We start from the raw sequence: 25,962 nt of genomic DNA, 5'->3' as shown, positions 1-25,962 counted from the left end.
CGGTATTTCTAACGGGGCGATATTTTATGTGACTTTTGTTGATGTTTGGCGGGCTTGGTCGTGGCCGTGATCGGGCGGGTTTATGACGATGTCGGACAGGCCGGCGGTGCCGCGTTCGTGGACGGCGAGGCCGAAGCCGATGGCGCGGATGGTGGCGGGGTCGGTCATTGGGGGTGTGGGTGGTGGGTATCAAGGGATACCCACCCTACGGGCCTGGGGTGGTTTGATTCATAGAAGTTTTTTGCTTCTTTTTTTCAAAAAAGACGTGCTTGCTTGCCTTGCTCGCGATCGTTTTGACATGCGTCCGGCGGGGCTTGTATGGTTGGGGTGTGATGGTCCTTCCGCGAGGGAGGTGAATAGGGAACGTGGTGTGAGGCCACGGCTGCCCCCGCAACTGTAAGCGGCGCGGTTTTCGTCATTTTGCCACTGGGTGTTTTCCGGGAAGGCGATGGGAACCATGGGGATCGATCCCCGGCGCTGTGAGCCAGGAGACCTGCCATCTGCGGCTGGGCGTGTTGCCTGGTTGGGCTGAACGTGTCTCGGGCGGGGTGTCCTGATGACAGCGACGCGTGAAAACGTCGTCTTTCGGTTTGCCGTTTTGGCGGGCCGGGACGCTCAGTAATCGTTGCCTGTTGCATGGCGGAGGGTTCCGTCCGGGGGTTCGATGACTGACGCGGTTGCGCATTTGCATGTTTGTATCACGTGCCGGGCTGGTTTGCCGTTGGAGCCCGGTGGGGTGCCGATGGGGGCGGATTTGTATGCCGCACTCGAGGCGTGCGCCGATGGGGCGCCGGTTGTGCTGCGCGGGGTCGAGTGCCTGGCGATGTGTGCGCTTGGGTGTTCGGCGGCGATTTCGATGCCGGGGAAATGGAGTTATCTGCTGGGCGGGTTGCGGCCGGAGATGGCGGGCGATCTGATGGAGTATGCGCGGTCTTATGTGGCGTCGGGCAGCGGGACGATCATGCCGTCGCGCCGGGCGGCTTCGTTGAAGGATATGATCGTGGGCCGGGTGCCGTCGATCGAGTCGGGGATGCGGGAGGCTGCGGAATGAGCAAGGTGCCGGCGACGATCATCACGGGGTTTCTGGGGGCGGGGAAGACGACGCTGCTGCGGCATTTGCTGGCGCATGCGGGCGGGCGGCGGATTGCGGTGATTGTGAATGAGTTCGGGGCGCTGGGGGTCGATGGCGAGACGCTGCGGCGGTGCGGCATCGAGGCGTGCGGCGATGAGGATATTGTGGAGCTGGCGAACGGGTGTTTGTGCTGCACGGTGGCGGAGGATTTTATCCCGACGATGACGGCGCTGCTCGATCGGGCGTTGCCGCCGGAGCACATTATTATCGAGACGTCGGGGCTTGCGATTCCGAAGCCGTTGCTGAAGGCGTTCACCTGGCCGGGGATCGGCACGCGGGTGACGGTGGATGGGGTGATCGCGGTGGTGGATGGGCCGGCGGTGGCGGCGGGGCGGTTTGCCGATGATCCGGCGGCGGTCGCGCGGCAGCGGGCGGCGGACCCTTCGCTCGATCATGATAATCCGCTGGCCGAGGTTTATGAGGATCAGTTGCAGGCGGCGGATCTGATCGTGCTGAACAAGGCGGATCTGTTGTCGGGTGACGAATTGGCGGCGGTGCGGGAGGGGATTGCGGCGGCGTTGCCGCGGGCGGTGAAATTGGTGGCGGCGCGGCAGGGCCGGCTTGATCCGGCGGTGGTGTTCGGGCTGGGGGCGGCGGCGGAGGCGGATTTGGCGGCGCGGCCATCGCATCATGATGCCGAGGATGGCGCGCATGAGCATGATGATTTCGAGAGTTTTTCGGTGGGCATCGGCGTGCAGGATGACGTCGATGGGTTGATCGCGCGGCTGCGTTCGGTGGCGGCGGCGCATGATGTGCTGCGGATCAAGGGGTTTGCGGCGATTGCGGGCAAGCCGATGCGGCTGGCGGTGCAGGGGGTGGGCGCGCGGTTCACCTGGCATTTCGATCGGGCGTGGGCGGCGGGCGAGGTACGGCGCGGGGATGTCGTGGTGATCGGGCTGAGCGGGCTGGATCGGTCCGCGATCGAGGCGGCGATCGGGCCCGAGACGGTTGCGGCGTAGCGATGCATCTGCTCGTCCGCGAGACGGCGACGCTGGATGATCAGGAGGCTGCGGTCGATCTGGGGCAGAGTGCCGCGGATGTTGTCATGCTGTCGTTTTCCGACAGTGATCTGGGCGGGATGGCGCAGGCCTGGCAGGCGATGGGCGGCGGGCGGCCCCATGAGCGGCCGAGCTTGCGGCTGGCGAATTTGGTGCGGCTGCGGCATCCGCTTTCGGTGGATTTATATGTTGAGCAGGTGATCGCGCGGGCGCGATGCGTGGTGATCCGCATTCTCGGCGGGGTGGATTACTGGGCGTATGGCTGTGCGGAGGTTGCGCGGGTGTGCCGGGCGGCCGGGATTGCGCTGATCATGATCGAGGGTGATGGGCGGGTGGATGCGCGGCTCGCTGCGATGTCGACCATCGGCGGGGCGATGCGGGCGCGGATGGCGGGGTTTCTGCGCGAGGGTGGGACAGCGAACATGGCGGCGGCGCTGGGGTTGGCGGCGCATCTGGCGGGGTTGGGTGAGGATGCCGGGGTGATGCCGGTGGCGTTGCCGGCGGCGGGGGTGTGCGGGGTGCCGGCGGCGGCACGCGGGCGGCCGGTGGCGGTTGTGGTGGTGTATCGATCGCATGTGCTGGCGGGGGATACCGCGCCGGTCGAGGCGTTGGCCGCGGCGCTGGCGGCGCGCGGGATGGCGGTGGAGGTTTGGTTCGTCGCGAGTTTGAAGGATGCGGCGGCGGCGGATTTCATTGCGGCGCGGCTGGCGGTGGTGCGGCCGGCGATTGTTTTGAATGCGACGGGGTTTGCGGCGCGGGCTGGCGCGGGGTTCGTGCTGGATTTGGCTGATGTGCCGGTGTTGCAGGTGATTTTGTCGGCTTCGTTCGATGCGGGCGGGGCGGGGTTTCGCGGTGTTTCGCAGACCGATCTGGCGATGCAGGTGGCGTTGCCGGAGCTGGATGGGCGGCTGCTGACCACGGCGATTTCGTTCAAGGCGGCGGTGGAAGAGGTTGCGGGGCTGGAGTTTGCCCGGGTGATCAACCGGCCTGATCCGGCGGGGGTGGCGCTGGCGGCGGATCGGGCGGCGGGGTGGGTGCGGCTGGCGCGGGCGGGCGTGGCCGAGCGGCGGGTGGCGGTGGTGATTTCGGATTATCCCGGGGTGGATGGGGCCGGTTCGGGTGAGGTTGGTTCGGGTGAGATTGGGCACGCGGTGGGGCTCGATTGTTTCGCGAGCCTGGCGGCGATGATCGAGGATATGGCGGGCGCAGGGTATGCGTGCGGCGCGCCGGTGGATGCGGCGGCGCTGGTGCTTGGGTTGTGCCATGACGCGCCGGGTGCGGTGCTCGCGGTGGCGGATTATCGCCAGTATTTCAGGGACCTGCCTGCGGCGTTGCGGGATGCGATGCTGGCGGCCTGGGGTGAGCCGGAGGCGGATGCCGCGGTGGTGGCGGGGGTGTTTCGGCTGCGGCATGTGCGGTGCGGGCAGGTTGTGGTGGCGGTGCAGCCGGATCGGGGGAGTTTGACCGATCGCAAGGCGGGGTATCACGATGCGGGGCTGCCGCCGTGCCATGCCTATGTGGCGTTTTATATCTGGTTGCGGCGTGAACTCGGGGTTCATGCGCTGGTGCATTTGGGCACGCATGGCACGGTGGAGTGGCTGCCGGGCAAGGCGGCGGCGCTGGGTGAGGCGTGCTGGCCGGTGGCGCTGCTGCGCGGGTTGCCGGTGATCTATCCGTTCATCGTGAATAATCCGGGCGAGGCGGCGGCGGCGAAGCGGCGGCTGGGGGCGGTGACGATCGGGCATCTGACGCCGCCGCTGGTGGCGGCGGGTTCGGGGAGTGCGGCGCTGGAGCGGCTGATCGATGAATATGCCGCCGCCGATGGGATGGATCGCCGGCGGGCGGCGCTGTTGCGGCGCCAGATTATCGAGCAGGCGGCGGATGGCGGGTGGCTCGCGGAATGCGGCGTGCCGGCGGGGGCGGATGAGGATGTGGCGCTGGCGCGGCTCGATGCGTATTTGTGCGATGTCAAGGATTTGCAGATCCGCGATGGGCTGCACGTGTTCGGCCGGGCGCCGCGCGGCCGGGCGGCGATGCTGGCTGCGCTGACGGCGGCGTGCCCGGGTGTGGATGATCTGGCGGCGCGGCTCGATGGGTCGGGCGGCGGTGAGCGGGCGGCGTTGCTGGCGGCGCTCGAGGGGCGGTTCGTGGCGCCGGGGCCCGCCGGTGCGCCGAGCCGGGGGCGGGCGGATGTGCTGCCGACCGGGCGCAATCTGACCACGCTCGATCCGCGCATGATCCCGACCGGTTCGGCGATGGCACTGGCGGCGAAGGCGGCGGGCGTGCTGCTGGCGCGGCATCGGCAGGATCAGGGCGATGATCTGCGGGCGGCGGTGATCGATTTATGGGGCAGCGCGAGTTTGCGGACCGGCGGCGAGGATCTGGCGCTGGCGATGATATTGCTCGGTGTTGCGCCGGTGTGGGATGCGGGGACCGGGCGGGTCGGCGGGTTCGAGATCGTGCCGCTGGCGGTGCTGGATCGGCCGCGGGTGGATGTGACGCTGCGGATTTCCGGCCTGTTTCGCGATGCGTTCGAGGCGCAGATTTTATTGTTCGACGCGGCGGTGCGGGCGGTGGCGGCGCGGGATGAAGCGGTCGCGTGGAATCCGTTGGCGGCGGCGCGGGACTTGACCGGCGAGGCGTTTCGGGCGGCGACGGCGCGGATTTATGGCGCGGCACCAGGGGATTATGGCAGCGGCGTTGCGGATCGGCTGGCGCGCGGCGGCTTCCGGGATCGCGACGAATTGGGGCGGGCGTATCTCGCTGCATCGTCGAGCGCGTATGGCCAGGGGCTGGATGGCGCGGCGGATGCGGCGGGGTTTGCCGCATTGGTGCGCAAGGCCGGGGCGTTCGTGCATCAGCAGGATCATGCCGAGACGGATATTCTGGATAGTCCGGAATACGCGGCGCATGAGGGCGGGTTTGCCGCGGCGGCGGTGATGCTGGGGGGCGAGGCTGCGCTGTATCATATGGATGTGTCGCGCCCGGACGCGCCGCGCAGCCGGTTGGTGGCCGAGGAGGTCGCGCGGGTGGTGCGTGGGCGATTGGCCAATCCGCGCTGGATCGCGGGGATGATGCGGCATGGCTATCGCGGCGGGGCCGAAATGGCGCGCGGGGTGGCGGCGCTGCACGGGTTTGCCGCGACGATGCCGGCGCGGTTCGATGCCCAGTTCGATCTGGTGTTCGACGCGATGCTGGGCGATGCGGCGGTGGATGGGTTTCTGCGGCGGGAGAATCCGGCGGCGCGGGCGGCGATTATCGCACGGCTGGCGGACGCGCGGGGGCAGGATTTGTGGCATCCGCATCGCAACGATGTCGCGGCCGCGCTGGAGGCGGGGGCGTGAGCCTGCGCGGCTGGTGCCCGAGCCTGGCTGAGCCGATGCCGGCGGCGGATGGGCTGCTGGTGCGGCTGCGGCCGCGTCTCGCACGGTTGAGCGCGGCCGAGGCGCGGTTGGTCGCCGATGCGGCGGCGCGGCACGGCAATGGCGCGATCGAGCTGACCAATCGGGGCAATTTGCAGCTGCGCGGGTTCAGCGCGGCATCGGCGGCGGCGGCGGCGGCGATGATCGGGCCGCTGGACCAGCCGGTGCGGCGGCCGGGGCTGCTGACGGCGCCGCTGCTCGGGGTCGATCCGGCGGCGCATCCGGCGGGTGAGGTGCTGGCAGCGCGGTTGGGCGCGGTGATCGCGGCGCTGCCGGAGGTGAGCGGCCGGGCGGAGAAGTTTTTCATCACGCTCGATGGCGGTGGGGCGGCGGGGCTGGGCGCGATGGGGGCGGATATCGCGATGACGGCGGCCGGACCGGCGATGCAGGACGCGGGCTGGGTATTGCGGCGGGATGGTGATCCGCACGCGGTGTTTTGTGCGACCGATGCGGTGGTGGGCGTGGTCGAGGGGTGGTTGCGCGACTGGCTGCGGGCCGGGGTGGCGCGGATGCGGGAGATGTTTCCGGGGGCGGAGGCTGCGGCGCGGGGCAGTGCGGCGGTGACTGTGGATAGGATACCAGGTGTTGCGATGGTTTCGGTGCCGTTCGGGGCGATGGATGCGGCGCGGTTGCGGGCGATCGCGGATAGGGCTGAGTCGGGGGATGGCGTGCTGCGGTTGACGCCGTGGCGGGTGATCATGCTGGCGGGGGCGCGTGCCGATGCCGATGCCGATGCCGATGCCGATGCCGATGCTGGTGCGCCGGCGGGGGCGCGGGTGCGGGCCTGCGTCGGGCGGCTGGGTTGTGCGGCGGCGAGTACGGATACGCGGGCGGATGCGGCGCTGCTGGCGGCGCGACTTTGGGCGGATTGCGATGTGCATGTTTCGGGTTGTGCCAAGGGTTGCGCGCATCCGATGGCGGCGGCGCTGACGCTGGTCGGGCGGGACGGGCGGTATGATGTGGTGGTGGACGGGCGGGCGGGCGATGCGCCGGTGCGGCTGGGCCTCGGGTTGGCGGATGTGGTGGCGCAGTTCGGGATGCTCGCGGATGCTGCGGTATGAGTGATTACGATTACATTCGCGATGGCGCGGCGATTTACGCGCGCTCGTTCGCGACGATTCGCGCTGAGGCCGATCTCGGCGGATTGCCGCCGGGCGAGGCGCTGGTGGCGGTGCGGGTGATCCACGCGTGTGGCATGGTCGATGTGGTGCGGGATTTGCGGTTTTCGCCGGGGTTCGCCGATGCGGCGGCGGCGGCGCTGCGGGCGGGGGCGCCGGTGTTGTGCGATTCCGAGATGGTCGCGCATGGCATCACCAGGGCGCGGCTGCCGGCGGGGAATTCGGTGATCTGCACCTTGCGCGATGCCGAGGTGCCGGCGCTGGCGGCGGCGATCGGCAATACGCGCTCGGCGGCGGCGCTCGATTTATGGGGTGAGCGGCTGGGCGGTGCGGTGGTGGCGATCGGTAATGCGCCGACCGCGCTGTTTCATTTGCTGGAATTGATCGACCTTGGCGCGCCGCGTCCCGCCGCGATCATCGGCATGCCGGTGGGATTTGTCGGGGCGGCGGAATCCAAGGCTGCACTGGCGGCGCAGGGCGCGGTGCCCTTCGTGATCGTGACCGGGCGGCGCGGCGGCAGCGCGATGGCGGCGGCGGCGGTGAATGCGCTGGCGAGCCCAGTGGAATGACCGGCACGCTCTATACGATCGGGATGGGGCCGGGTGATCCGGAGTTGGTGACGCTGAAGGCGGCGCGGATTCTGGCTGGGGTGCCGGTGGTGGCGTTTTTCGCCAAGCGTGGGCGGGTTGGCCATGCGCGCAGCATCGCGGCGTCGCTGATCGGGGCGGGGGCTGCGGAGTTGCGGTTCGAGTATCCGTATACCACCGAAATCGCGCATGATGATCCGCAGTATCGGGTTGCAATAGATTGTTTTTACGGCAAATCCGCTGAGGCCGTGGCGGCGGCGCTGGATGGTGGCGACGATGTTGCGCTGCTGTGCGAGGGTGACCCGTTTTTCTATGGCTCGGCGATGTATTTGTTCGACCGGCTGGCGCGCGCCTATCGGAGCGAGACGGTGCCGGGCGTGGCGGGGATGAGCGGGTGTTGGAGCCGTGCCGGGCTGCCGATGGCGCATGGCGATGACGTGCTGAGCATTCTGCCGGGCACGTTGGACGAGGCCGATCTGGTCGCGCGACTTTCGGGCGCGCACGCGGCGGTGATCATGAAAGTGGGGCGGAATCTGGAGAAGATCCGCCGCGCGCTGGAGCGGGCCAGCCTGATCGATCGGGCCGTGTATGTCGAGCGGGGCACGATGAGCGGTGAGCGGATCGTGCCGCTGCGGGATCTGGTGACGCCGACCGCGCCGTATTTTTCGATGATCCTGGTGCCCGGCCGGCAGGGCGTTCGATGAGCGGGGCGGGGCGGTTGATCGTGGTCGGGTTGGGGCCGGGCGATCCGGCGATGCAGACGCCGCAGGCGGCGGCGGCGCTGGCGGCGGCGACCGATCTGATCGGGTATGGGCCGTATCTGGCGCGGGTGCCGGCGCGGCCGGGCGTGGTGCAGCACCCGACCGATAACCGGGTGGAACTGGACCGGGCGCGCCATGCGCTGACGCTGGCGGCGGCGGGGCGGGTGGTGGTGGTGGTGTCATCCGGTGATGCCGGGGTGTTCGCGATGGCGAGCGCGGTGTTCGAGGCGATCGATCATGGCGAGGCGGCCTGGCGGGCGTTGGATGTGAGCGTGGTGCCGGGGATTTCGGCGCTGCTGGCGGTGGCGGCACGGGTGGGCGCGCCGCTGGGGCATGATTTCTGTGCGATCTCGCTCTCGGATAATCTGAAACCGTGGGACCTGGTCGAGCAGCGGTTGGTTGCGGCGGCGGGCGCGGGGTTCGTGCTCGCGCTGTATAACCCGGCGTCGCGGGCGCGGCCGTGGCAGATCGGGCGGTGCTTCGAGGTGCTGCGCGGCGTGCTGCCCGGATCGGTGCCGGTGATTTTCGCGACCGCCGTGAGCCGTGCGGATGAGGCGGTAACGGTGGTGCGGTTGGATGCGGCGGACCCGGCACTGGCGGATATGCGGACGCTGGTGCTGGTGGGGAGTGCGGCGACACGGATGGTGGCGCGCGAGGCGGGGACGCCGTGGGTTTATACGCCGCGGGGGGTGGGGTGAGGCAGGGACGGGTAGGGGAAGACTTCTTTTTTGAAAAAAAGAAGCAAAAAACTTTTGTTTATCTGGGGCAAGGGCGGTTTCAGCGGCACGGGCCCAATGGATCAAAGTTTTTTTGCTTCTTTTTTTTCAAAAAAAGAAGTCTTCTTATTTCTTTTTACTATGATACTCGCCTAGCGCGCCGTGATGGCTTGGCGTTTCAGCCAGTCCAGCGCGCCATCGGCGTCGGGCACGGTCGGGCAGGCTGGCAGGCTTGGGCGGGCGATCATGATGACCGGGATGCCGAGCGTGCGGGCGGCGGTGAGTTTGGCCGACGTTGCGGCGGCGCCGGCGTTTTTTGTCACGATGATGTCGATCCGGCGGGTTTGCAGCAGGGCGGTTTCCCCCGCCACGGTGAACGGGCCGCGGGCGGTGATGAGTTCGGCATTTGGCGGGCACAGTGCGGCGGCCGGCGGATCGACGCTGCGGATGATGTAGTCGTGCCAGGGGGCGGCGCGGAACGGCGCGAGGTCTTGCTGGCCGATGGTGAGGAAGACGCGGCGCGGCATGGGGCCGAGCGCCTGGGCCGCCTGGGTCATGGTGGTGACGTGCGTCCATTGGTCGCCGGGTTCGGCGCGCCACGCGGGGCGGTCGATCCGCAGGATTGGTGTGGCGGTGAGGGCGGCGGCCTGGCAGGCGTGGTCGCTGATTTGGGCGGCGAAGGGGTGGGTCGCGTCGATGATCGTTGCGGTTTCGGTGCTGCGGAGGTAGGCGACCAGACCGGCGATGCCGCCGAAACCGCCGATGCGGTGGGGGATGGGCGGCAGGATTGGCGCGGCGGTGCGGCCGGCCAGCGACAATGTGGCGGCGATGGTGGGTTCATGCGCGAGCGCGCGGGCGATATTTGTGGCTTCGGTGGTGCCGCCGAGAATGAGGGTGCGCAGGGGCAGCGATGAGCTTGGTTCCATGGCTGAGCATTCTGGGGATCGGGGAGGATGGTGTCGATGGGTTGTCGGGGGCGGCGCGCGGCTTGATCGGGCGGGCGGCGCTGGTGGTGGGCGGTGCGCGGCATTTGCGGCTGGCGGCGGGGTTGATCACGGGCGAGGTCATGGTCTGGCCGCGGCCGATGGATGAGGCGTTTCCGATCATTTTGGCGCGGCGGGGGCAACCGGTGGTGGTGCTGGCTTCGGGTGATCCGTTTTTTCATGGGGTGGGGTCGGTGTTGGCGGCGCATGTCGCGCGGGGGGAGTTTGCGTGCTTGCCGGTTGCGTCCTGCGTGTCGCTGGCGGCGGCGCGGCTGGGCTGGGCGTTGCAGGATACGCCGGTGATTTCGTGCTGCGGCCTGCCGGTGGCGCGGGTGATTCCGCATCTGCATGACGGGGCGCGGCTGTTGGTGCTGTCCGCCGATGCGACGACGCCGGGCGACGTTGCCGCGGTGCTGCTGGCGCGGGGATTTGGGGCATCGCGCGTGCATGTGCTGGAGGCGCTGGGCGGGCCTTGCGAGCGGCATCGGGTGGTGGCGGCGGATCGGATGCCGGATGATGTGGGGCCGCTGAATTTGCTGGCGATCGAGGTGGCGGGTGCTGCGGGGATGCCGCGCGTGGCCGGGCTGGCGGATGGGTGGTTCGCGCATGACGGGCAGATCACCAAATCCGAGATCAGGGCGGCGACGCTGGCGGCGCTGGCGCCGGTGCCGGGGGATTTGCTGTGGGATATCGGCTGCGGGTCGGGCTCGGTCGCGATCGAGTGGTTGCTGGCGCATCCGGCCAATCGGGCGATCGGGCTGGAGCGGGATGCGGTGCGGGCGGCGCGGGCGCGGGACAATGCGCTGACGCTGGGGGTGCCGCGGTTGGAGGTGCGGCAGGGTGCGGCGCCTGATGATATCGATGATTTGTGGCCTGCGCCGGATGCGGTGTTCATCGGTGGTGGGGCGCGGTTTGATGGGTTGATCGGCCAGTGCTGGGCGGCGCTGCGGGCGGGTGGGCGGCTGGTGGTGAATGCGGTGACGATCGAGACCGAGGCCGTGCTGTTCGCGGCGCATCGGGACTATGGCGGGGCGCTGACGCGGTTATCGATCGATCGGCTCGATCCGGTGGGCGGGCTGCACGGGTTTCGCCCGGCGATGACGGTGACGCAGTGGCGCGGGGTGAAGCCGTGATCGTGGCGGGGATCGGCTGCCGGGCGGGGTGCGAAGCGGCTGGTATCGTGGCGCTGGTGGCGCGGGCGGCGGTGTTGGCCGGGTGCCGGGTTGATGTGCTGGCGGCGCCGCGGTTCAAGATGGATGAGGCGGCCGTGGCGGCGGCGGCGCGGTTGTTGGATGTGGCGATGGTCTGGGTCGAGCCCGATGCGCTGGTTTCGGTGCAGGCGCGGTGCGTGACGCGATCGGCGCGGGTGGCGGCGGCGGTGGGTGTGGCATCGGTCGCGGAGGGGTGCGCGTTGGCGGTGGCGGGGGCGCGGGGCCGGCTGGTGTTGGCGCGGATTGCAGGCGATGGGGCGACGTGCGCGTTGGCGCGGGGTGAGGCGTCGTGACGGTGCATTTCATCGGCGCGGGGCCGGGGGCAGCGGATTTATTGACGTTGCGCGGGCGCGATATTCTGGCGCGGTGCCGCGTGTGTTTGTTCGCGGGATCGTTGATTCCGCGCGCGATGCTGGCGCATTGCCCGGAGGGGGCGCGGATTGTCGATACCGCGCCGCTGAGCCTCGATCAGATCGAGGCGGAGTTTGCGGCGGCGGCGGCGGCGGGGCTGGATGTGGCGCGGCTGCATTCGGGGGATTTGTCGCTGTATTCGGCGGTGGCGGAGCAGATCAGGCGGCTGGAGCGGCTGGGCATCGATTACACGATGACGCCGGGGGTGCCGGCGTTTGCGGCGGCGGCGGCGGCGCTGGGGCAGGAGCTGACCTTGCCGGAGATTGCGCAGAGCCTGGTGATCACGCGGATTTCCGGGCGGGCTTCGGCGATGCCGGCGGGCGAGACGCTCGAAGGGTTTGCGCGGACCGGGGCGATGCTCGCGGTGCATCTGGCGATCCATGCGATCGGGGCGGTGGTGGCGCGGCTCGTGCCGTTTTACGGGGAGGATTGTCCGGTCGCGGTGGTGGCGCGGGCGAGTTGGCCGGATCAGCGGATCGTGCGGGCGAATTTGGGCACGATCGAGGCGGTGCTGGCGGGTGATAAGGTCGAGCGGACGGCGGTGATATTGGTGGGGCCAGGTCTGGCGGGTGGTGCGGCGCGGGAGAGTGCCTTGTATGATGCGGCTTATGACCGGCGGTTTCGCTCATCGGCGGGGGATAACTCGTGAACCGGCGCGAATCCGGTGCGACCGGCGATGGCGCCGGTGCGGTCGAACAGGATGATTTCGAGATCGATCGCGGCGGGGGCGAGCACGGCGGCGGCGGTGTGCCAGGCGGCTCGGGCGACGGTATCGCCAAGGTTGAGGCCGGTGGCGGTGGCGTGATCGAAGATTTCGGCGGTGGTGTTGGCGGCAAGGATGGTGGCGGTGAAGGCGGCGGGCGCGCCGCTGGTGTGGGCGAGCGACGCGAGGGCGGTGCGGTCGACCGCGTTGCGGCTGGAATGGAGATCGAGCCTGCCCTGGGCGAGTTTGGTGATTTTGGCGACGCCGCCGGCGATGGTGAGGCGGGGGATCGGGTTGCGGCGGAGGTATTTCAGCAGGCCGCCGGCGAAATCGCCCATTTCGATCAGGGCGGTGTCTTCGAGTTGGTGCAGGGCTTGGACGGCGCGTTCGGAGGTGCGGCCGGTGGCGCCGGCGATGTGGGTGATGCCGGAGGCGCGCGCGACATCGATGCCGCGGTGGATACTGTCGATCCAGGCGGCGCAGGAGAACGGGATGACGATGCCGGTGGTGCCGAGAATCGAGAGGCCGCCGACGATGCCGAGGCGGGCGTTGAGCGTGTGTTCGGCGAGGGTGGCGCCGCCGGGGATGGCGATTTCGACGATGAAATCGGGGTTGGGGCCGGCGATTTCGGTGAGCGCCTGGCGGATCATGGCGCGCGGGGTGGGGTTGATGGCGGGTTCGCCGGGCGGGATGGGCAGGCCGGGGCGGGTGATGGTGCCGACGCCTTCGCCGGCGCGGAAGATGATGCCGGCGCCGGGGTGTGCAGCGCTGATGGTGGCGCGGACCAGGGCGCCGTGGGTGACATCCGGATCGTCGCCGGCGTCTTTGACGATGGCGGCGGTCGCGGTGGTTGCGGTGCGGGCGGCCTCCGCGAGGGTGAAGCTGGTGGTGGCACCGTTGGGTAGGGTGATGGTGACGGGATCGGGGAAGGCGCCGGTGAGCAGCGCCGCGCAGGCGGATTTGGCCGCGGCGGTCGCACAGGCGCCCGTGCACTCAAGGTCGAAACGTTTTTTTGCTTCTTTTTTTCCAAAAAAAGAAGTGCTTGCTTCTTATTGGATGATGGATTTCGCCGATGACCAGCCTGGACCGGATAATGACCGATCTGCCACGCCTGAACCCGGGCGAGGTCTGGCTGGCCGGTGCCGGGCCGGGTGATCCGGCGCATTTGACGTTGCTGACGCTATCGGGGCTCGGGCAGGCGGATGCGGTGGTGCATGATGCGTTGATCGATCCGCGCGTGCTGGGGTTGGCGCGGGCGGGGGCCGAGCTGATTCCGGCGGGCAAACGGGGCGGCAAGCCATCGGCGGTGCAGGCGGATATCACGGCGCAGTTGATTGCGCTGGCGCGGGCGGGGCGGCGGGTGTTGCGGCTGAAGGGCGGCGATCCGTTCATGTTCGGGCGGGGCGGCGAGGAGGCGTTGACGCTGGCGGCGCAGGGGGTGCGGTTTCGGATTGTGCCGGGCCTCACTTCGGGGTTGGCGAGCATGGCGGCGTCGTTGATTCCCTTGACGTTGCGCGGGGTCAATCAGGCGGTGGTGCTGGCGACCGGGCATGGTGCCGACCGGGCGGACGGGATGGATTGGGCGGCGCTGGCGCGGCTGGATCAGCCGATCGTGCTGTATATGGCGATGACCAATCTGGCCTCGATCACGGCGGCGCTGATGGCGGGCGGGTTGAGCGGGGTAACGCCGGCGGCGGCGATCGCCTCGGCGACGCTGGCGGAGCAGCGGATTCTGGTGACGGATCTGGCGCAGCTTGCCGAGCGCGTGACGATCGAGGGGATTGCGGCGCCGGCGATCATTGTGATCGGGCAGGTGGTGGCGTCGCGGGCGCGGCTGCTGGAATTGTTGCCGGCGTTGGAGGCGATGGCGCGATGACGCTGGCCTCAAAAAAGCGGGCGTTGGTGATTGCGGCGCCGCGTTCGGGCAGCGGCAAGACGATGGTGACGCTGGCGCTGGCCGCAGCGCTGCGGCGGCGCGGGCTCAAGGTGCGCTGTGCGAAATCGGGGCCGGATTATATCGATCCGGCGTTTCATCAGGCGGCTTCGGGGCATCCCGGCGTTAATTTGGACAGTTGGGCGATGACGCCGGATTTGCTGGGGGCGATTCTGGTGGCGCAGGCGCGGGATGCCGATGTGCTGCTGATCGAGGCCTCGATGGGGCTGTTCGACGGCGTGGGCGAGGCGGCGCTGCGGCGGGGGGCGGCGGCGGATATCGCGGCGCGGTTCGGGCTGCCGGTGGTGCTGGTGCTCGATGTTTCGGGCCAGTCGCAATCGGCGGCGGCGGTGGCGGTGGGATTTGCCGGGTTCGATCCGGCGGTGCGCGTGGCGGGGGTGGTGTTGAACCGGGTGGGTAGCGCGCGGCATCGCGACGGGATTGTGGCGGCGATGGCGCGGGCCGGGGTTGCGGTGTTCGGCAGCATTCCGCGCGATCCGGCGTTGAGTTTGGCGGAGCGGCACCTGGGCCTGGTGCAGGCGCGCGAGCAGGATGGGCTGGCGGGCTATTGCGCGGGGTTGGGCGAACGGGCCGAGCGGGAATGCGATATCGATGGGTTGCTGGCGGCGGCTGGGGTGATCGAGGATGGTGGCGGGGTGAGTGCTGCGGCGGTGCCGCCGCCGGGGCAGCGGATTGCGCTGGCGGATGATGCGGCGTTCAGTTTCATGTATCCGCATGTGGTGGCGGGGTGGCGCGCGGCGGGGGCGGAGATTGTGGCGTTTTCGCCGCTGGCGGATGAGGCGCCGACGGATGGGTGCGATGCGTGCTGGCTGCCCGGCGGGTATCCGGAATTGCACGCGCCGGCACTGGCCGCGGCCGGGCGGTTTCAGGCCGGGTTGCGCGATTTCGCGGCGCGATGGCCGGTGCATGGCGAGTGCGGCGGGTTCATGGTGCTGGGGGTGGCGCTGGAGGATGCGGATGGCGTGCGCCATGCGATGACCGGGCTGCTCGGCCATGAGACGAGTTTCGCGCGGCGCCGGCTGCATCTGGGCTACCGCGAGGCGGTTCTGTGTGCCGATGGGCCGTTGGGCGCGGCCGGGGCGGTGGTGCGGGGCCATGAGTTTCATTATGCCAGCGTGACCGCGCCGGGCGACGATGCGCCGTTCGCCATGATGCACGATGCGCTGGGTGCCGCGCGCGGGCCGGAGGGCGGGCGGCGGGGGCGCGTGTCCGGCACTTTTTTTCATCTGATCGCTTCCGTTGACCGAGGATCGCCATGACCGATTTTGCCGCCGTTCGAGCCCGTTGCGCGGATTTGCCGCCAGCCGATGAGGCCGCCGCCGCCGCCGTGCGGGCGCGCCAGGCGACGCTGACCAAGCCGCCGGGCAGCCTGGGGCGGTTGGAGGATATCGCGGCGTGGCTGGCGTCCTGGCAGGGGCGGGCGATGCCGCGGCTCGACCTGGTGGAGGTGCTGGTGTTCGCGGGCAATCATGGCGTGGTGGCGCAGGGGGTTTCGCCCTATCCGCCGGCGGTGACGGCGCAGATGGTTGGGAATTTCGCGGCGGGCGGGGCGGCGATCAATCAACTGGCGCTTCTGGCCGGGGCGGCGCTGCGGGTGATTCCGCTGTCGCTGGAGGCGCCGACCGGCGATTTCACCTCCGATGTGGCGATGACGCCGGACGCGTTCGAGGCGGCGGTGATGACGGGGTATGACGCGGTCGATCCCAGCGCCGATCTGCTGTGCCTGGGTGAGATGGGTATTGGTAATACCACGGCGGCGGCGGCGCTGGCGGCGGCGCTGTTCGGCGGCGACGGGGCGGATTGGGCAGGGCGGGGCACCGGCATCGACGATGCCGGGCTTGGCCGCAAGCGCGATGCGATCGATCGCGGGTTGGCGCGGCATCGGGCCGTGCTGGATGATCCGCTGGCGGCGGCTGCGTGCCTGGGCGGGCGGGAACTGGCGGCGATTCTGGGCGCGGTGATCGCGGCGCGGGTGCATCATGTGCCGGTGTTGCTCGATGGATTCGTGTGCACCGCCGCGGCGGCGCCGCTGGCGCGGCTGGTGGCGGGCGGGTTGGATCATGCGATGATCGCGCATGCCTCGGCCGAGGCCGGGCATCGGCGGTTGGTGGAAGCGCTGGGGATGGTGCCGCTGCTCGATTTGGGGATGCGGCTGGGCGAGGCTTCGGGCGCGGCGCTGGCGGTGCCGGTGGTGCGGGCGGCGCTGGCGTGCCACGCCGGCATGGCGAGTTTTGCCGAAGCGGGCGTGACGGACCGGGCATGAACACCGCCGCTCGCCAGATGGCCGCCGCGTTCGGCCTGCTGACCCGCCTGCCGCTGGGTGCGGCGCTGCCGGCTCCCGCGATGGTCGATTATGCCGCCAGCGTCTGGGCCTATCCGGTCGTTGGGCTCGCGGTGGGCGGCATCGCCGGCGTGGTGTATGCGCTGGCGCTCTGGCTCGGCATGGCGCCCTGGCTCGCGGCCGGTTGGGCGCTGGTGGTCAGCGTGCTCGCGACCGGCGGGCTGCATGAGGATGGGCTGGCCGATAGCGCCGATGGGCTGGGCGGCGGCGGCACCATCGCGCGGCGGCTCGCGATCATGCGCGACAGCCGGATCGGCAGTTATGGTGCGATCGGGTTGGTGCTGGCGGTCGCGCTACGGCTGGCGGCGATTGCGAGCATCGCGGGACCCTGGCGGGTGATGGCGGCGCTGATGGTGGCCGGCGCATTCGGCCGCGCGGCGATGGTGGTGGTGCAGCGGCGCACCGCGTTCGCCCGGCCCGATGGGTTGGCGGCGAGCATGGGGGTGATTCCGGCGGGACCGGCGCTTCTGGCGGAAGCGATCGCGGTGGTGGCGGCGCTGGTGCTGGTGCCGTTCTGGGCCGCCGTGCTGGCGGCGTTGCTCAGCGGTGCGGCAGCGCGGCTGTGGGCGCGGTATGTCACCGCGCGGCTCGGCGGGCATACCGGGGATACGCTCGGCGCGATCGAGATCGGCACCGAAATTCTGGTCCTCAGCCTGCTGGCATCGACCTGGCCGGGTCTGCGATGAGGGTGATCGACCCCAGCGGCGGCGCGGGCGTGAGCAGATCGGGCCTGGTGCCGTTCGCCAGCGCGATCAGCAGCCGCAACGGGCCGCCGTGCGAGACGATGATGGCGGGGCGCTTTTGGATCAGGCAATCATGATAGGCTGCGGTGACCCTGGCGAGCAGCGCGGCACCGCTCTCGCCACCGGGCGGGGCGAAAGTTTCGGGCGATGCCGCCCAGGCATCGAGGGCGGCGCGCGGCACATCGTTCCATGCCACACCTTCCCAAGCACCGAAATCGAGTTCCTGCAAGCGCGGATCGGTCTCAACCGGGATGCCGCGCGCGGCACCCAGCGCCTCGGCCAGGATGCGGCAGCGCTGGGCTGGGCTGGTCAGCACCAGGGTCGCCGGATGGCCGGCGAGTTGCGCGATGATCGGGGTGATGGCGGCATGGCCCGCTGGGGTCAGGCCGATATCCAGCCGGCCGTAGCAGAGGCCGGCAGCGATGGCGGGTTGCGGGTGGCGGATCAGCGCAAGCGGGCAGGGGGGTGAAGCCATGGCCGATATGATAGACCAGTTTGGCACTGCTGGCTGCGCGGCGGAATTCGGGGCGGAGTTTGCCGCAGCACTCGAGGCGCTGTTCACCCTGCGGCGCGATGTGCGGCATTTCCGGCGCGATGCGTTGCCGCCCGGAACCATCGAACGCCTGCTCGCCATCGCCTGCCTTGCCCCCTCTGTCGGGTTCAGCCAGCCGTGGCGGTTCGTGCTGGTCGATGATCCGGTGCGGCGGCGCCGGGTGCGGGATAATTTCGTTGCGTGCAACGATGCCGCTCGGCTGGGCTATGACGATGAGCGGGCGGAGCTGTATGCGCGGCTGAAACTCGCCGGGCTCGACGACGCGCCCTGCCATATCGGCGTGTTCGCCGAACCCGATCCCGCCACCGGCCACGGCCTGGGCCGGCGCACCATGAAGGAGACCATCGCCTATTCGGTGGTCATGGCGATCCACACGCTCTGGCTCGCGGCGCGGGCGGAAGGCATCGGGCTCGGCTGGGTGTCTATCCTTGACCCCGGCGCGATCGCCGCGGCGCTCGATGTGCCGGCGGGCTGGCAGTTCATCGGGTATCTCTGCATCGGCTATCCGCAGGACGCGCACCGGACGCCGGAACTGGAGCGCGAAGGGTGGGAGCGGCGGATTGATGCGGATGCGATGATTTTCCGGCGTTGATCCCCATATCCATCCTGTCATGGAGGCAAACGACATGAAACCACGCCTGATTGCGCCCGCGTTGATGAGTGTGGCGCTCAGCGCCTGTTCGGTGGTCGGCATTCGCAGCGGCACGCCTGAGCCGAAGTACCGGGTGATCGGCACGGTGGGCGCGGTGCAGATTCGCCAGTACGCGCCCCGGATTGCCGCGGAAACCACGGTTCACGGCAGTGTTTATCACGCCCGCAGCCAGGGGTTTCGCCGGCTCGCCGGCTATATTTTCGGCGGCAATAAAACGCGCGCGAAAATCGCGATGACCGCGCCGGTCGCGCAGGCCTCGGATGCGCCATCCGAAAAGATCGCGATGACCGCGCCGGTCGATCAGTTGCAGAGCGGGCCTGATGCGTGGACCATTCGATTCTACATGCCCTCCGGCTACACGATGGAAACGCTGCCGGTGCCGAACGACCCCAAGGTACATCTGGTGACGGTGCCCGCCGAAGATTACGCCGCGCTGCGCTTCTCCGGCGTGCCCAACCAGACATCGGTCGCCCGAGAACAGGCGCGGTTGCTCGCGGCCCTGAAATCGAGCGCGTGGACCCCGGCCGGCGAGCCTGCCGCGTGGTTCTATGACCCGCCCTGGACGCTGCCGTTCCTGCGGCGCAACGAGGCGGTGGTGAAGGTGACGCGGGCGGGCGCCGCGCCGGGTTAGGGTTGGTCGGGCGCTGTTGCCTTGAGCACGCCGCGTGCCTGCAAGGTTTCGATCGTGGCCGGATCGACATCGATCAGGCGCAGGATCGCCGTGGTATCCGCGCCGAGCGCGGGAGCCGGCCTTGCCATGGCACCCGGCGTTGCCGAGAGACGGGCGGGGATGTTGTGCATCGGCAACCGGCCCATGTCGGCGTCGGGCAGGCTGATCAGGGCTTCGCGCTCGCGGATGAATTGGCTGTCCATCAGATCCGCCGGATCGCACACCGGGCCGACCGTGACGCCGGCCTGTTCGAACACGGCGAGGGCTTCGGCCTGGGTGTGGGCGGCCATGAAGGCAGCGACGATCGGGTCGAGGATGTCGTTATTGGCGACGCGGGCGGTGTTGGTCGCAAAACGCGGGTCGGTGATCAGGTCGGGCCGACCCATCACGCGGAACAGCCATCACCTGCATCGAGGCGGATAAAGCGACGTATTTGCCATCGGCGCAGCAATAGACGTTGCGCGGGGCGGTGGTGCCGGAGCGGCTGCCGTGGCGGGTGGGGACGGTGCCGGTGAGCGCGTAATTGGCCGCCTGCGGCCCGAGCACGCTCAACATGCTTTCGAACAGCGACAGGTCGATTACCTGCCCGGCACCGCCCGCGACCTCGACATGGCGCAGCGCGATCATGATGGCGGTGGCACCGTACAGGCCGGTGATCATGTCCGCGAGAGCGAGCGGCGGCAGCACCGGCGGACGATCGGGGAAGCCGTTCATGGTCGCGAAGCCCGACATCGCCTCGACCAGACTACCGAAGCCGGGCTTGCCGGCGAACGGACCGGTCTGGCCCCAGCCGGAAATCCGCACCACGATCAGGTGCGGATTGGCGGCGAACAGCACATCCGGCCCCAGACCCATGCGCTCGAGCTTGCCGGGGATGAAATTCTCGACCAGCACATCCGCGATCGCGGCCAGGCGCAACAACAGCGCCAGCCCCTCCGCATCGCGATAATCGAGCGCCAGGCTGCGCTTGTTGCGGGCATAGACTTTCCAATGGGTCGCGATATCCTCGACGCGCCAGTTGCGCAGATCGTCGCCGCCCTTGGGGTTTTCCACCTTGATGACATCGGCACCGAAATCGGCCAGCACATGCGTGACCACATTGCCCGCGACCAGACGCGACAGGTCGAGCACGCGAATGTCCTTGAGCGGCGCCGGCGCATCAGGCTCATAGCGTTTTTCATGCAACCCAGCGTCCGTCATCCCAATGCTCCCTCATGCTCTGAATTCATTATAGACAGGTCGCAGCCCCTGCCCAATGATGCGGCGGCGCGGCAGCACCGAGGAACGATCATGAGCTTTCCAGCCCCGACACAACTGCCCATCTGGCGCTCCATGCTGTTCGTGCCTGTTACGGTCGAGCGCTTCGTCGCAGGTGCCGCGAAACGCGGCGCCGATGCCATCATTCTCGACCTCGAAGATGCCATCCCCGCCGCCGAAAAGCCGCGCGCGCGCGGACTGATCGCCGCCGCCGCGCCAAGCGTGGCTGCCGGCGGCGCCGATGTGATCGTGCGGGTCAATCGCCCCTGGCGCGCACTGATCCCCGACCTCGAAGCCGCCATCATGCCCGCGGTCACCGCACTCATGCTGCCGAAAATCGAAAGCGCCGATCACCTGCGCCTGATCGCGGAAACGATCGATGAAATCGAGGCGGAACGCGGCATGACGCCGGGCCACACCAGGTTGATCGCCATGTTGGAAACCCCCGGCAGCATCTTTCGTGCCGAAAGCATCGCACGTGCGCACCCCCGCCTTGTCGGCATCACCGTCGGCTCGGAAGACCTCGCCCTGGCGGTGGGGATGCTGCCCGAAGCCGAAGGGCTGCTGTTTCCCAAGCAACAGGCGATCTTCGCCGCCCGCGCCGCCGGCATCCTGCCGCTCGGCTTTCTCGGCACCGTCGCCGATTTCAACGATCTCGATCAGTTCCGCGCCACGATCGAACGATCCCGCCGCCTCGGCTTCGCCGGCGCCTCGGTCATTCACCCCGGTCAGGTCGCGATCCTGAACGAGGGCTTCCGCCCGCAACCCGCCGAACTCGACCACGCCGCCCGCCTGGTCGACGCCTACACCAAAGCCACCGCCGCCGGTTCCGGCGCCATCACCTTCGAAGGCCGCATGATCGACATCCCCGTCGTCCGCCGCGCCCAAGCCCTCCTCGACCGCCACGCTGCCATCGAACGGCGGACTCGGGCCTGACGGGTTGGGGTGGGGCGCTGAGGAAGGAAGGAAGGCCAGGGGGCTCTGCCCCCTGGACCCCCGTTAAAGGCGGAGCCTTTAAAATCCCCTAGTTTTAGGCAAGGGGAGGGCGCTGTCTCGCACTTGTCATGTGTCTGGCCTGGACAGCCCTCCCCTTGCCTAAAACTAAGAGGTTCTAAGGGCTAAGCCCTTAGCGGGGTCCAGGGGCAGAGCCCCTGGCCTTGCTTGCTATCCAGCGCCTAACCTCAAACCGTAGGGCGCGATTTCAGCAGGTCGCGGATTTCGGTGAGCAGGGTTTCGGAGGCGGTGGGGGGTGGTTCGACGGCGGGTGGCGGGGGTGGTTTGCGGTAGAGTTTCTGGATCAGCCGAACCATCCAGAAGATCGCGAAGGCGACGATGACGAAGTTGATGATGGCGTTGATGAACAGGCCGTAGTTGAGGGTGACGGCGCCGGCTTTTTTGGCGGCGGCGAGGGTGGGGGCGATGGTGCCTTTGAGGGTGATGAAGTGATTCGAGAAATCGACGCCGCCGGTCAGCAGGCCGATGAGGGGGTTGATGATATTGGCGACCAGGCTGGAGACGATACCGGTGAAGGCGGCGCCGATGACGACGGCGACGGCGAGGTCGACGACGTTGCCACGGAGGAGGAAGGTTTTGAATTCATCGACCCAGCCGGGGGTTTTTGGACGGAATGATTGAGACACCGGTGCATCCTTTTTGTGATCGGATGCGGGATAGATGATTTATCGAACTGATTCCAGCTTCAAATTAGAGATTTTGCAATTGGTGGAGCGCCCAGGCGCCGGCTTCGGCGACGGTTGCATCGGCGTCGGCCGCGAGGTGGGCGGCGCTGGGGGCGAGGCTGGGATCGGCCGAGTTGCCGATCGCGATGGCGACGTTGCGGGCGAAGCGGCGGCGGCCGATGCGCTTGATCGGGCCGCCGGCGAAATGGGCGCGGAAGGCCCCATCGTCGAGGGTGGCGAGGGCGGCGAGCGGCGGGGCGATGAGGTCGGCGCGGGCGGTGAGTTTGGCTTCGCGGCCGAGGCTCGCGAATTTGTTCCAGGGGCAGACGGCGAGGCAATCATCGCAGCCGTAGATCCGGTTGCCGATGGCGGGGCGGAGTGCCTGCGGGATCGGGCCTTCGTGTTCGATGGTGAGGTAGGAGATGCAGCGCCTTGCGTCGAGCTGGTAGGGCGCGGGGAAGGCATCGGTCGGGCAGGCGGTCTGGCATTTTGTGCAGGAGCCGCAGCGATCGGCGTGCGGTGCATCGGCCGGCAGGTCGAGCGTGGTCATGATTTCGCCGAGCAGCAGCCAGGAGCCGTGGGTGCGCGAGACGAGGTTGGTGTGCTTGCCTTGCCAGCCGAGGCCGGCGGCGGCGGCCAGCGGTTTTTCCATCACGGGGGCGGTATCGACGAAGACCTTGATGCCGGTGGTCGCGCGCGCGGTGATGAACTGGGCGAGGTGTTTGAGTTTGCCTTTGATGATGTCGTGATAATCGCGGTTGCGGGCGTAGACCGAGATATTGCCCCGATCGGGTCGGGCGAGTGTGGCGAGCGGATCGCCGGCCGGGGCGTAGGACAGGCCGAGTGCTATGACGCTGACGGCTTCGGGCCAGAGAGTGGCGGGGTCGGCGCGTTGGGCGGTGCGTTCGGCGAGCCATGCCATGGTGCCGTGGTGGCCGGCGGCGAGGTAGGCATCGAGGTTGGCGCGGTGTTGGGCGGTCAAGGTGGCGCGGGTGAAGCCGATCGCATCGAAGCCGAGTGCCGCGGCGCTTGTGGTGATGGCGGCCTTGAGCGATTGCGCCTCAGCCACGGCCGCGATAGGGGGCGACGCCTTGATCGGGCAGGAAGACGCCTTCGGGCGGGGCGCCGGTCTGCCAGAACACATCGATCGGGATGCCGCCGCGCGGATACCAATAGGCGCCGATGCGCAGCCAGCGCGGCGCGAGCAGATCGATCAGGCGTTCGGCGATCATCATGGTGCAGGCTTCGTGGAACGCGCCGTGGTTGCGAAACGAGGCGAGGAACAGCTTGAGGGATTTGCTTTCGACGATCCAGGCATCGGGGATGTAGTCGAGCACGATATGGGCGAAATCGGGCTGGCCGGTCATCGGGCAGAGCGAGGTGAATTCCGGGCAGGTGAAGCGGATGACGTAGGCGCGGCCTTGGGCGGGGGCGGCGACGCGTTCGAGTTCGGCCTGTTCGGGGGTTTCCGGGGCTTTGGTGTAGTGGCCGAGCTGGTGCAGGCCGGCGTAGCGTTCGTCAGTCATGGGTCTGTCTCCATCCGTCCCGCGCGGCGGCGGCGTAGGCAGCAAAGCGGTGTTGTTCGATCGCCGTGCGCGCGCCGTGCATCAGCGCCTGATAATAGGTGAGGTTATGCCCGGTCAGCAGCATCGGGCCCAGCATTTCCTCGCAGCGGAACAGATGATGCAAATAGGCGGCGGAGTGGCGGGTGCAGAGCGTGCAGGTGCAGGCGGGGTCGAGCGGGGTGGCATCGTCGGCGAAGCGGGCGTTGCGCAGGTTGAACACGCCGCGCGCGGTGTAGGCGCGGCCGGTGCGGCCGGCGCGGGTGGGCATCACGCAATCGAACATGTCGACGCCGCGTTCGATCGCCCCCAGCAGGTCATCCGGCGTGCCGACGCCCATCAGGTAGCGGGGTGATGTGGCAGGCAGCAGCGGGGTGGTGGCGTCGAGGGTTTCGAACATGGCTGGCTGGCCTTCGCCGACCGCGAGGCCGCCGATCGCGTAGCCTTCGAAGCCCAGCGCGGTGAGGGCGGCGGCGGATTCCGCCCGCAGATCGGGGTAGATGCCACCCTGGACGATGCCGAACTGGCCGTAGCCGGGGCGGGGGGTGAAGGCCGCGCGCGAGCGGGCGGCCCAACGCATCGACAGGCGCATCGAGGCCGCGGCTTCATCCGGCGTGGCGGGGAATGGGGTGCATTCATCGAACGCCATGGTGATGGTGGCGTCGAGCTTGTGCTGGATGGCGGTGGAGGATTCCGGGGTGAGGTGATGGGCCGAACCATCGATATGCGAGCGAAAGGTAACGCCGATTTCATCGAGTTTGCGGAGTTTGGCGAGCGACATCACCTGGAATCCGCCGGAATCGGTGAGGATGATGCCGGGCCAGTCCATCATGCGGTGCAGGCCGCCGAGCGCAGCCACGCGGTCCGCCCCCGGGCGCAGCATCAGGTGGTAGGTGTTGCCGAGCACGATTTCCGAGCCGGTGGCGCGGACTTGATCGGCCGTCATTGCCTTGACGGTGCCGGCGGTGCCGACCGCCATGAACGCCGGGGTTTGCGCGGTGCCGTGCGCGGTGGTGATGCGGCCGCGCCGTGCGGCGCCATCCTGGCCGAGCAGGGTGAAGCCAAATTCGGTCATGCCGGCTCCAGCAGGCAGGCGTCGCCATAGGAATAGAAGCGGTAGTGCTGCGCGATAGCGTGCTGATAGGCGGTTTTGATGCGGTCGTGCCCGGCGAAGGCGGCGACCAGCATCAGCAGGGTCGAGCGGGGCAGGTGGAAATTGGTCAGCAGGCGATCGACCGCGCGGAACCGGTAGCCGGGCAGGATGAATAGATCGGTCTCCCCGGACCAGGGCATGATCGTGCCATCCGCCGCGGCGGCGGTTTCCAGCACGCGCAGGCTGGTGGTGCCGACCGCGACGATGCGGCCGCCGGCAGTGCGGGCGGCGTTGATGGCGGCGGCGGTGGCGGCGGTGATAATGCCGCGTTCGGCGTGCATCCGGTGGTCTGCCAGCGTTTCGGTGCGGACCGGCAGGAAGGTGCCCGCGCCGACATGCAGGGTGACGCGGGCGGTGGTGATGCCTTTCGCGGCCAGCGCTTCGAGCAGGGCCGGGGTGAAGTGCAGCCCGGCGGTGGGGGCGGCGACGGCGCCTTCATGGGCGGCGAACATCGTCTGGTAATCGGCCTGATCTTGCGTGGTCACGCTGGCATCGCGCGGGATGTAGGGCGGCAGTGCGAGGGCGCCGGCGGCATCGAGCGCGGTGCGGAATGCATCGCCCTCGGCGTTGAAGCGGAGCCGGGCCGCGCCGTCATCCGCGCGCGAGACCACTGTGGCGGTGAGGCCTTCGCCGCGATCGATCGTGATGGTCTCGCCGGGTCGTGCCCGTCGTGCGTTGCGCAGCAGGACGCGCCAGGTGCCATCGTCCATCGGGCGATCGAGCGTGATGCCGATGACGGCGTCACCCCGCCGGCCGGTCAGTTGGGCGGGGATGACCCTCGTGTCGTTGACGACGAGGCAATCGCCGCGGCGCAGCAGTTCGGGCAGGTCAGCGATCCGGCAATCGTGCAGTTCTGCCTGGGTGACGTGCAGCAGCCGTGCGGCGTCACGCGGCCGCGCCGGTTCGGCCGCGATACGCTCGGCCGGCAGCGCATAGTCGAAATCCGCCAGGTTCATCCTTCGAGATAGCTGGAAATCTCGATAAGATTGCCGTCCGGATCGCGGCAATACACCGAACGCATGGCGCCCAGCGCGCCGGTTTTCGGCGCCGGACCTTCGACCACGTCGACCCCCTGTTCGCCGAGATGCCTGACGATATCCTCGGTGCCGAGGGCGGTGATGAAGCAGATATCAAGCGCGCTGGCCTGTGGTTTGGCGGCGTGCGGGCTGAATTCATTGCCGGCCTGGTGCAGGTTGATCTTCTGCGCGCCGAAGCGGAGTGCGATGCGCTTGTCCGGCCCGAATTCCTCGCGCTCCATGCCGAGCACGCGCTCATACCAATCGGCGGTGACGCCGAGGTCGCTGCAGGTGAGGACGACGTGGTCGATCCGATCGATGGTGAATTTCATACTAATTC

At 68.8% G+C, this 25,962-nt stretch carries 28 protein-coding genes, 1 pseudogene and 1 riboswitch; of the genes and pseudogenes, 17 read left to right on the top strand and 12 right to left on the bottom strand.

The features are described from left to right. Positions 1-24 precede the first annotated feature (24 nt). Positions 25-168, bottom strand: a complete 144-nt coding sequence (locus tag B7X49_RS06095) for a hypothetical protein (RefSeq protein ID WP_286702689.1) — start codon at positions 166-168, stop codon at positions 25-27. A gap of 148 nt (positions 169-316) precedes the next feature. Next, positions 317-516: riboswitch (cobalamin riboswitch) on the top strand. A 148-nt stretch (positions 517-664) separates the two neighbouring features. Here B7X49_RS06095 and B7X49_RS06090 point away from each other — a divergent pair. From B7X49_RS06090 to cobJ, 7 genes are read left to right on the top strand one after another with little or no spacing between them, the layout of a single operon-like run. Continuing rightward, complete coding sequence (locus B7X49_RS06090) at positions 665-1,051, top strand: DUF1636 domain-containing protein (protein WP_286702688.1); 387 nt, start codon at positions 665-667, stop codon at positions 1,049-1,051. Beyond that, positions 1,048-2,091 (top strand): cobalamin biosynthesis protein CobW, encoded by a 1,044-nt coding sequence (gene cobW, locus B7X49_RS06085; protein WP_286702687.1) that lies wholly within the window; start codon positions 1,048-1,050, stop codon positions 2,089-2,091. The genes B7X49_RS06090 and cobW overlap by 4 nt, the downstream gene beginning before the upstream one ends. 2 nt (positions 2,092-2,093) lie before the next feature. Next, a complete protein-coding gene (cobN, locus tag B7X49_RS06080) occupies positions 2,094-5,474 on the top strand; it encodes a cobaltochelatase subunit CobN (protein ID WP_286702686.1) in 3,381 nt (1,126 codons plus the stop codon). After that, a complete protein-coding gene (locus B7X49_RS06075) occupies positions 5,471-6,613 on the top strand; it encodes a hypothetical protein (protein WP_286702685.1) in 1,143 nt (380 codons plus the stop codon). The genes cobN and B7X49_RS06075 overlap by 4 nt, the downstream gene beginning before the upstream one ends. After that, positions 6,610-7,239: a precorrin-8X methylmutase gene (locus B7X49_RS06070; protein ID WP_286702684.1), complete on the top strand. Its 630-nt coding sequence runs from the start codon at positions 6,610-6,612 to the stop codon at positions 7,237-7,239. The genes B7X49_RS06075 and B7X49_RS06070 overlap by 4 nt, the downstream gene beginning before the upstream one ends. Further along, entirely contained in the window at positions 7,236-7,961 is a 726-nt protein-coding gene (locus B7X49_RS06065; protein WP_286702683.1) for a precorrin-2 C(20)-methyltransferase, read from the top strand. Before B7X49_RS06070 ends, B7X49_RS06065 begins: the two co-directional genes overlap by 4 nt. Further along, positions 7,958-8,716, top strand: a complete 759-nt coding sequence (gene cobJ / locus B7X49_RS06060) for a precorrin-3B C(17)-methyltransferase (protein ID WP_286702682.1) — start codon at positions 7,958-7,960, stop codon at positions 8,714-8,716. The genes B7X49_RS06065 and cobJ overlap by 4 nt, the downstream gene beginning before the upstream one ends. A gap of 170 nt (positions 8,717-8,886) precedes the next feature. Here the strand turns inward: cobJ and B7X49_RS06055 are convergent, their stop codons facing one another. Further along, positions 8,887-9,660 (bottom strand): cobalt-precorrin-6A reductase, encoded by a 774-nt coding sequence (locus B7X49_RS06055; RefSeq protein ID WP_286702681.1) that lies wholly within the window; start codon positions 9,658-9,660, stop codon positions 8,887-8,889. Between B7X49_RS06055 and cbiE the strand changes: the two genes are divergently transcribed. From cbiE to cobM, 3 genes are read left to right on the top strand one after another with little or no spacing between them, the layout of a single operon-like run. Further along, a complete protein-coding gene (gene cbiE / locus B7X49_RS06050) occupies positions 9,645-10,850 on the top strand; it encodes a precorrin-6y C5,15-methyltransferase (decarboxylating) subunit CbiE (RefSeq protein WP_286702680.1) in 1,206 nt (401 codons plus the stop codon). The two genes, B7X49_RS06055 and cbiE, sit on opposite strands and share 16 nt — an antisense overlap. Beyond that, positions 10,829-11,221, top strand: a complete 393-nt coding sequence (locus B7X49_RS06045; protein WP_286702679.1) for a cobalamin biosynthesis protein — start codon at positions 10,829-10,831, stop codon at positions 11,219-11,221. Before cbiE ends, B7X49_RS06045 begins: the two co-directional genes overlap by 22 nt. Further along, positions 11,218-11,988: a precorrin-4 C(11)-methyltransferase gene (cobM, locus tag B7X49_RS06040; RefSeq protein ID WP_286702678.1), complete on the top strand. Its 771-nt coding sequence runs from the start codon at positions 11,218-11,220 to the stop codon at positions 11,986-11,988. Before B7X49_RS06045 ends, cobM begins: the two co-directional genes overlap by 4 nt. On the opposite strand, the pseudogene B7X49_RS06035 reads toward cobM, so the two are convergent. Then, positions 11,946-13,022, bottom strand: a pseudogene (locus tag B7X49_RS06035) (cobalt-precorrin-5B (C(1))-methyltransferase); the annotation flags it as partial. The gene cobM and the pseudogene B7X49_RS06035 sit on opposite strands and share 43 nt — an antisense overlap. A 92-nt stretch (positions 13,023-13,114) precedes the next feature. Here B7X49_RS06035 and cobA point away from each other — a divergent pair. The 4 genes from cobA to B7X49_RS06015 are packed head-to-tail and all read left to right on the top strand — an operon-like array spanning position 13,115 to position 17,023. Then, a complete protein-coding gene (gene cobA, locus B7X49_RS06030; RefSeq protein ID WP_286702676.1) occupies positions 13,115-13,918 on the top strand; it encodes a uroporphyrinogen-III C-methyltransferase in 804 nt (267 codons plus the stop codon). Continuing rightward, positions 13,915-15,255, top strand: coding sequence for a cobyrinate a,c-diamide synthase (locus B7X49_RS06025; protein WP_286702675.1), 1,341 nt, complete (start codon positions 13,915-13,917; stop codon positions 15,253-15,255). The genes cobA and B7X49_RS06025 overlap by 4 nt, the downstream gene beginning before the upstream one ends. Continuing rightward, positions 15,252-16,259: a nicotinate-nucleotide--dimethylbenzimidazole phosphoribosyltransferase gene (gene cobT, locus B7X49_RS06020; RefSeq protein WP_286702674.1), complete on the top strand. Its 1,008-nt coding sequence runs from the start codon at positions 15,252-15,254 to the stop codon at positions 16,257-16,259. Before B7X49_RS06025 ends, cobT begins: the two co-directional genes overlap by 4 nt. After that, positions 16,256-17,023 carry an adenosylcobinamide-GDP ribazoletransferase gene (locus B7X49_RS06015; RefSeq protein WP_286702673.1) on the top strand — a complete coding sequence of 256 codons (768 nt, stop codon included), beginning with the start codon at positions 16,256-16,258 and terminating at the stop codon, positions 17,021-17,023. The genes cobT and B7X49_RS06015 overlap by 4 nt, the downstream gene beginning before the upstream one ends. On the opposite strand, the gene cobC is transcribed toward B7X49_RS06015, so the two are convergent. Further along, complete coding sequence (cobC, locus tag B7X49_RS06010) at positions 16,986-17,555, bottom strand: alpha-ribazole phosphatase family protein (protein ID WP_286702672.1); 570 nt, start codon at positions 17,553-17,555, stop codon at positions 16,986-16,988. The two genes, B7X49_RS06015 and cobC, sit on opposite strands and share 38 nt — an antisense overlap. Between cobC and bluB the strand changes: the two genes are divergently transcribed. Both bluB and B7X49_RS06000 read left to right on the top strand, forming a co-directional pair. Further along, positions 17,554-18,225 carry a 5,6-dimethylbenzimidazole synthase gene (gene bluB, locus B7X49_RS06005; RefSeq protein WP_286702671.1) on the top strand — a complete coding sequence of 224 codons (672 nt, stop codon included), beginning with the start codon at positions 17,554-17,556 and terminating at the stop codon, positions 18,223-18,225. The genes cobC and bluB overlap by 2 nt on opposite strands. Before the next feature lie 34 nt (positions 18,226-18,259). After that, complete coding sequence (locus tag B7X49_RS06000) at positions 18,260-18,916, top strand: heme-binding protein (RefSeq protein ID WP_286702670.1); 657 nt, start codon at positions 18,260-18,262, stop codon at positions 18,914-18,916. Here B7X49_RS06000 and B7X49_RS05995 read toward each other — a convergent pair. Next, positions 18,913-19,341, bottom strand: coding sequence for a CoA transferase (locus B7X49_RS05995; protein WP_286838629.1), 429 nt, complete (start codon positions 19,339-19,341; stop codon positions 18,913-18,915). The two genes, B7X49_RS06000 and B7X49_RS05995, sit on opposite strands and share 4 nt — an antisense overlap. After that, on the bottom strand, positions 19,277-20,155 hold the full coding sequence (locus B7X49_RS05990; protein ID WP_286838609.1) for a CaiB/BaiF CoA-transferase family protein: 879 nt from the start codon (positions 20,153-20,155) through the stop codon (positions 19,277-19,279). The genes B7X49_RS05995 and B7X49_RS05990 overlap by 65 nt, the downstream gene beginning before the upstream one ends. 90 nt (positions 20,156-20,245) lie before the next feature. Here B7X49_RS05990 and B7X49_RS05985 point away from each other — a divergent pair, with 90 nt between their 5' ends. Then, positions 20,246-21,148, top strand: a complete 903-nt coding sequence (locus tag B7X49_RS05985) for a CoA ester lyase (protein WP_035228098.1) — start codon at positions 20,246-20,248, stop codon at positions 21,146-21,148. A 245-nt stretch (positions 21,149-21,393) separates the two neighbouring features. Here B7X49_RS05985 and mscL read toward each other — a convergent pair whose 3' ends face one another. From mscL to B7X49_RS05955, 6 genes are all read right to left on the bottom strand, one after another. Further along, positions 21,394-21,852 (bottom strand): large conductance mechanosensitive channel protein MscL, encoded by a 459-nt coding sequence (gene mscL, locus B7X49_RS05980; RefSeq protein WP_286702668.1) that lies wholly within the window; start codon positions 21,850-21,852, stop codon positions 21,394-21,396. A 64-nt stretch (positions 21,853-21,916) separates the two neighbouring features. After that, positions 21,917-22,960 carry a tRNA epoxyqueuosine(34) reductase QueG gene (gene queG, locus B7X49_RS05975; protein ID WP_286702667.1) on the bottom strand — a complete coding sequence of 348 codons (1,044 nt, stop codon included), beginning with the start codon at positions 22,958-22,960 and terminating at the stop codon, positions 21,917-21,919. Further along, positions 22,953-23,417 (bottom strand): preQ(1) synthase, encoded by a 465-nt coding sequence (queF, locus tag B7X49_RS05970; RefSeq protein WP_286702666.1) that lies wholly within the window; start codon positions 23,415-23,417, stop codon positions 22,953-22,955. The genes queG and queF overlap by 8 nt, the downstream gene beginning before the upstream one ends. Next, the gene (gene tgt / locus B7X49_RS05965; protein WP_286702665.1) at positions 23,410-24,528 is read right to left on the bottom strand and encodes a tRNA guanosine(34) transglycosylase Tgt; all 1,119 of its coding nucleotides are present in this window, start codon (positions 24,526-24,528) and stop codon (positions 23,410-23,412) included. The genes queF and tgt overlap by 8 nt, the downstream gene beginning before the upstream one ends. Then, complete coding sequence (queA, locus tag B7X49_RS05960; RefSeq protein ID WP_286702664.1) at positions 24,525-25,562, bottom strand: tRNA preQ1(34) S-adenosylmethionine ribosyltransferase-isomerase QueA; 1,038 nt, start codon at positions 25,560-25,562, stop codon at positions 24,525-24,527. Before queA ends, tgt begins: the two co-directional genes overlap by 4 nt. After that, positions 25,559-25,954: a VOC family protein gene (locus B7X49_RS05955; RefSeq protein WP_029310865.1), complete on the bottom strand. Its 396-nt coding sequence runs from the start codon at positions 25,952-25,954 to the stop codon at positions 25,559-25,561. Before B7X49_RS05955 ends, queA begins: the two co-directional genes overlap by 4 nt. Positions 25,955-25,962 lie beyond the last annotated feature (8 nt).

The organism is Acidiphilium sp. 34-64-41 (assembly GCF_002282635.1).
Classification (GTDB): Bacteria; Pseudomonadota; Alphaproteobacteria; order Acetobacterales; family Acetobacteraceae; genus Acidiphilium; species Acidiphilium rubrum.
Note: the sequence above shows the minus strand (reverse complement) of the source record. Positions and strands in the feature narration are given on the sequence as shown.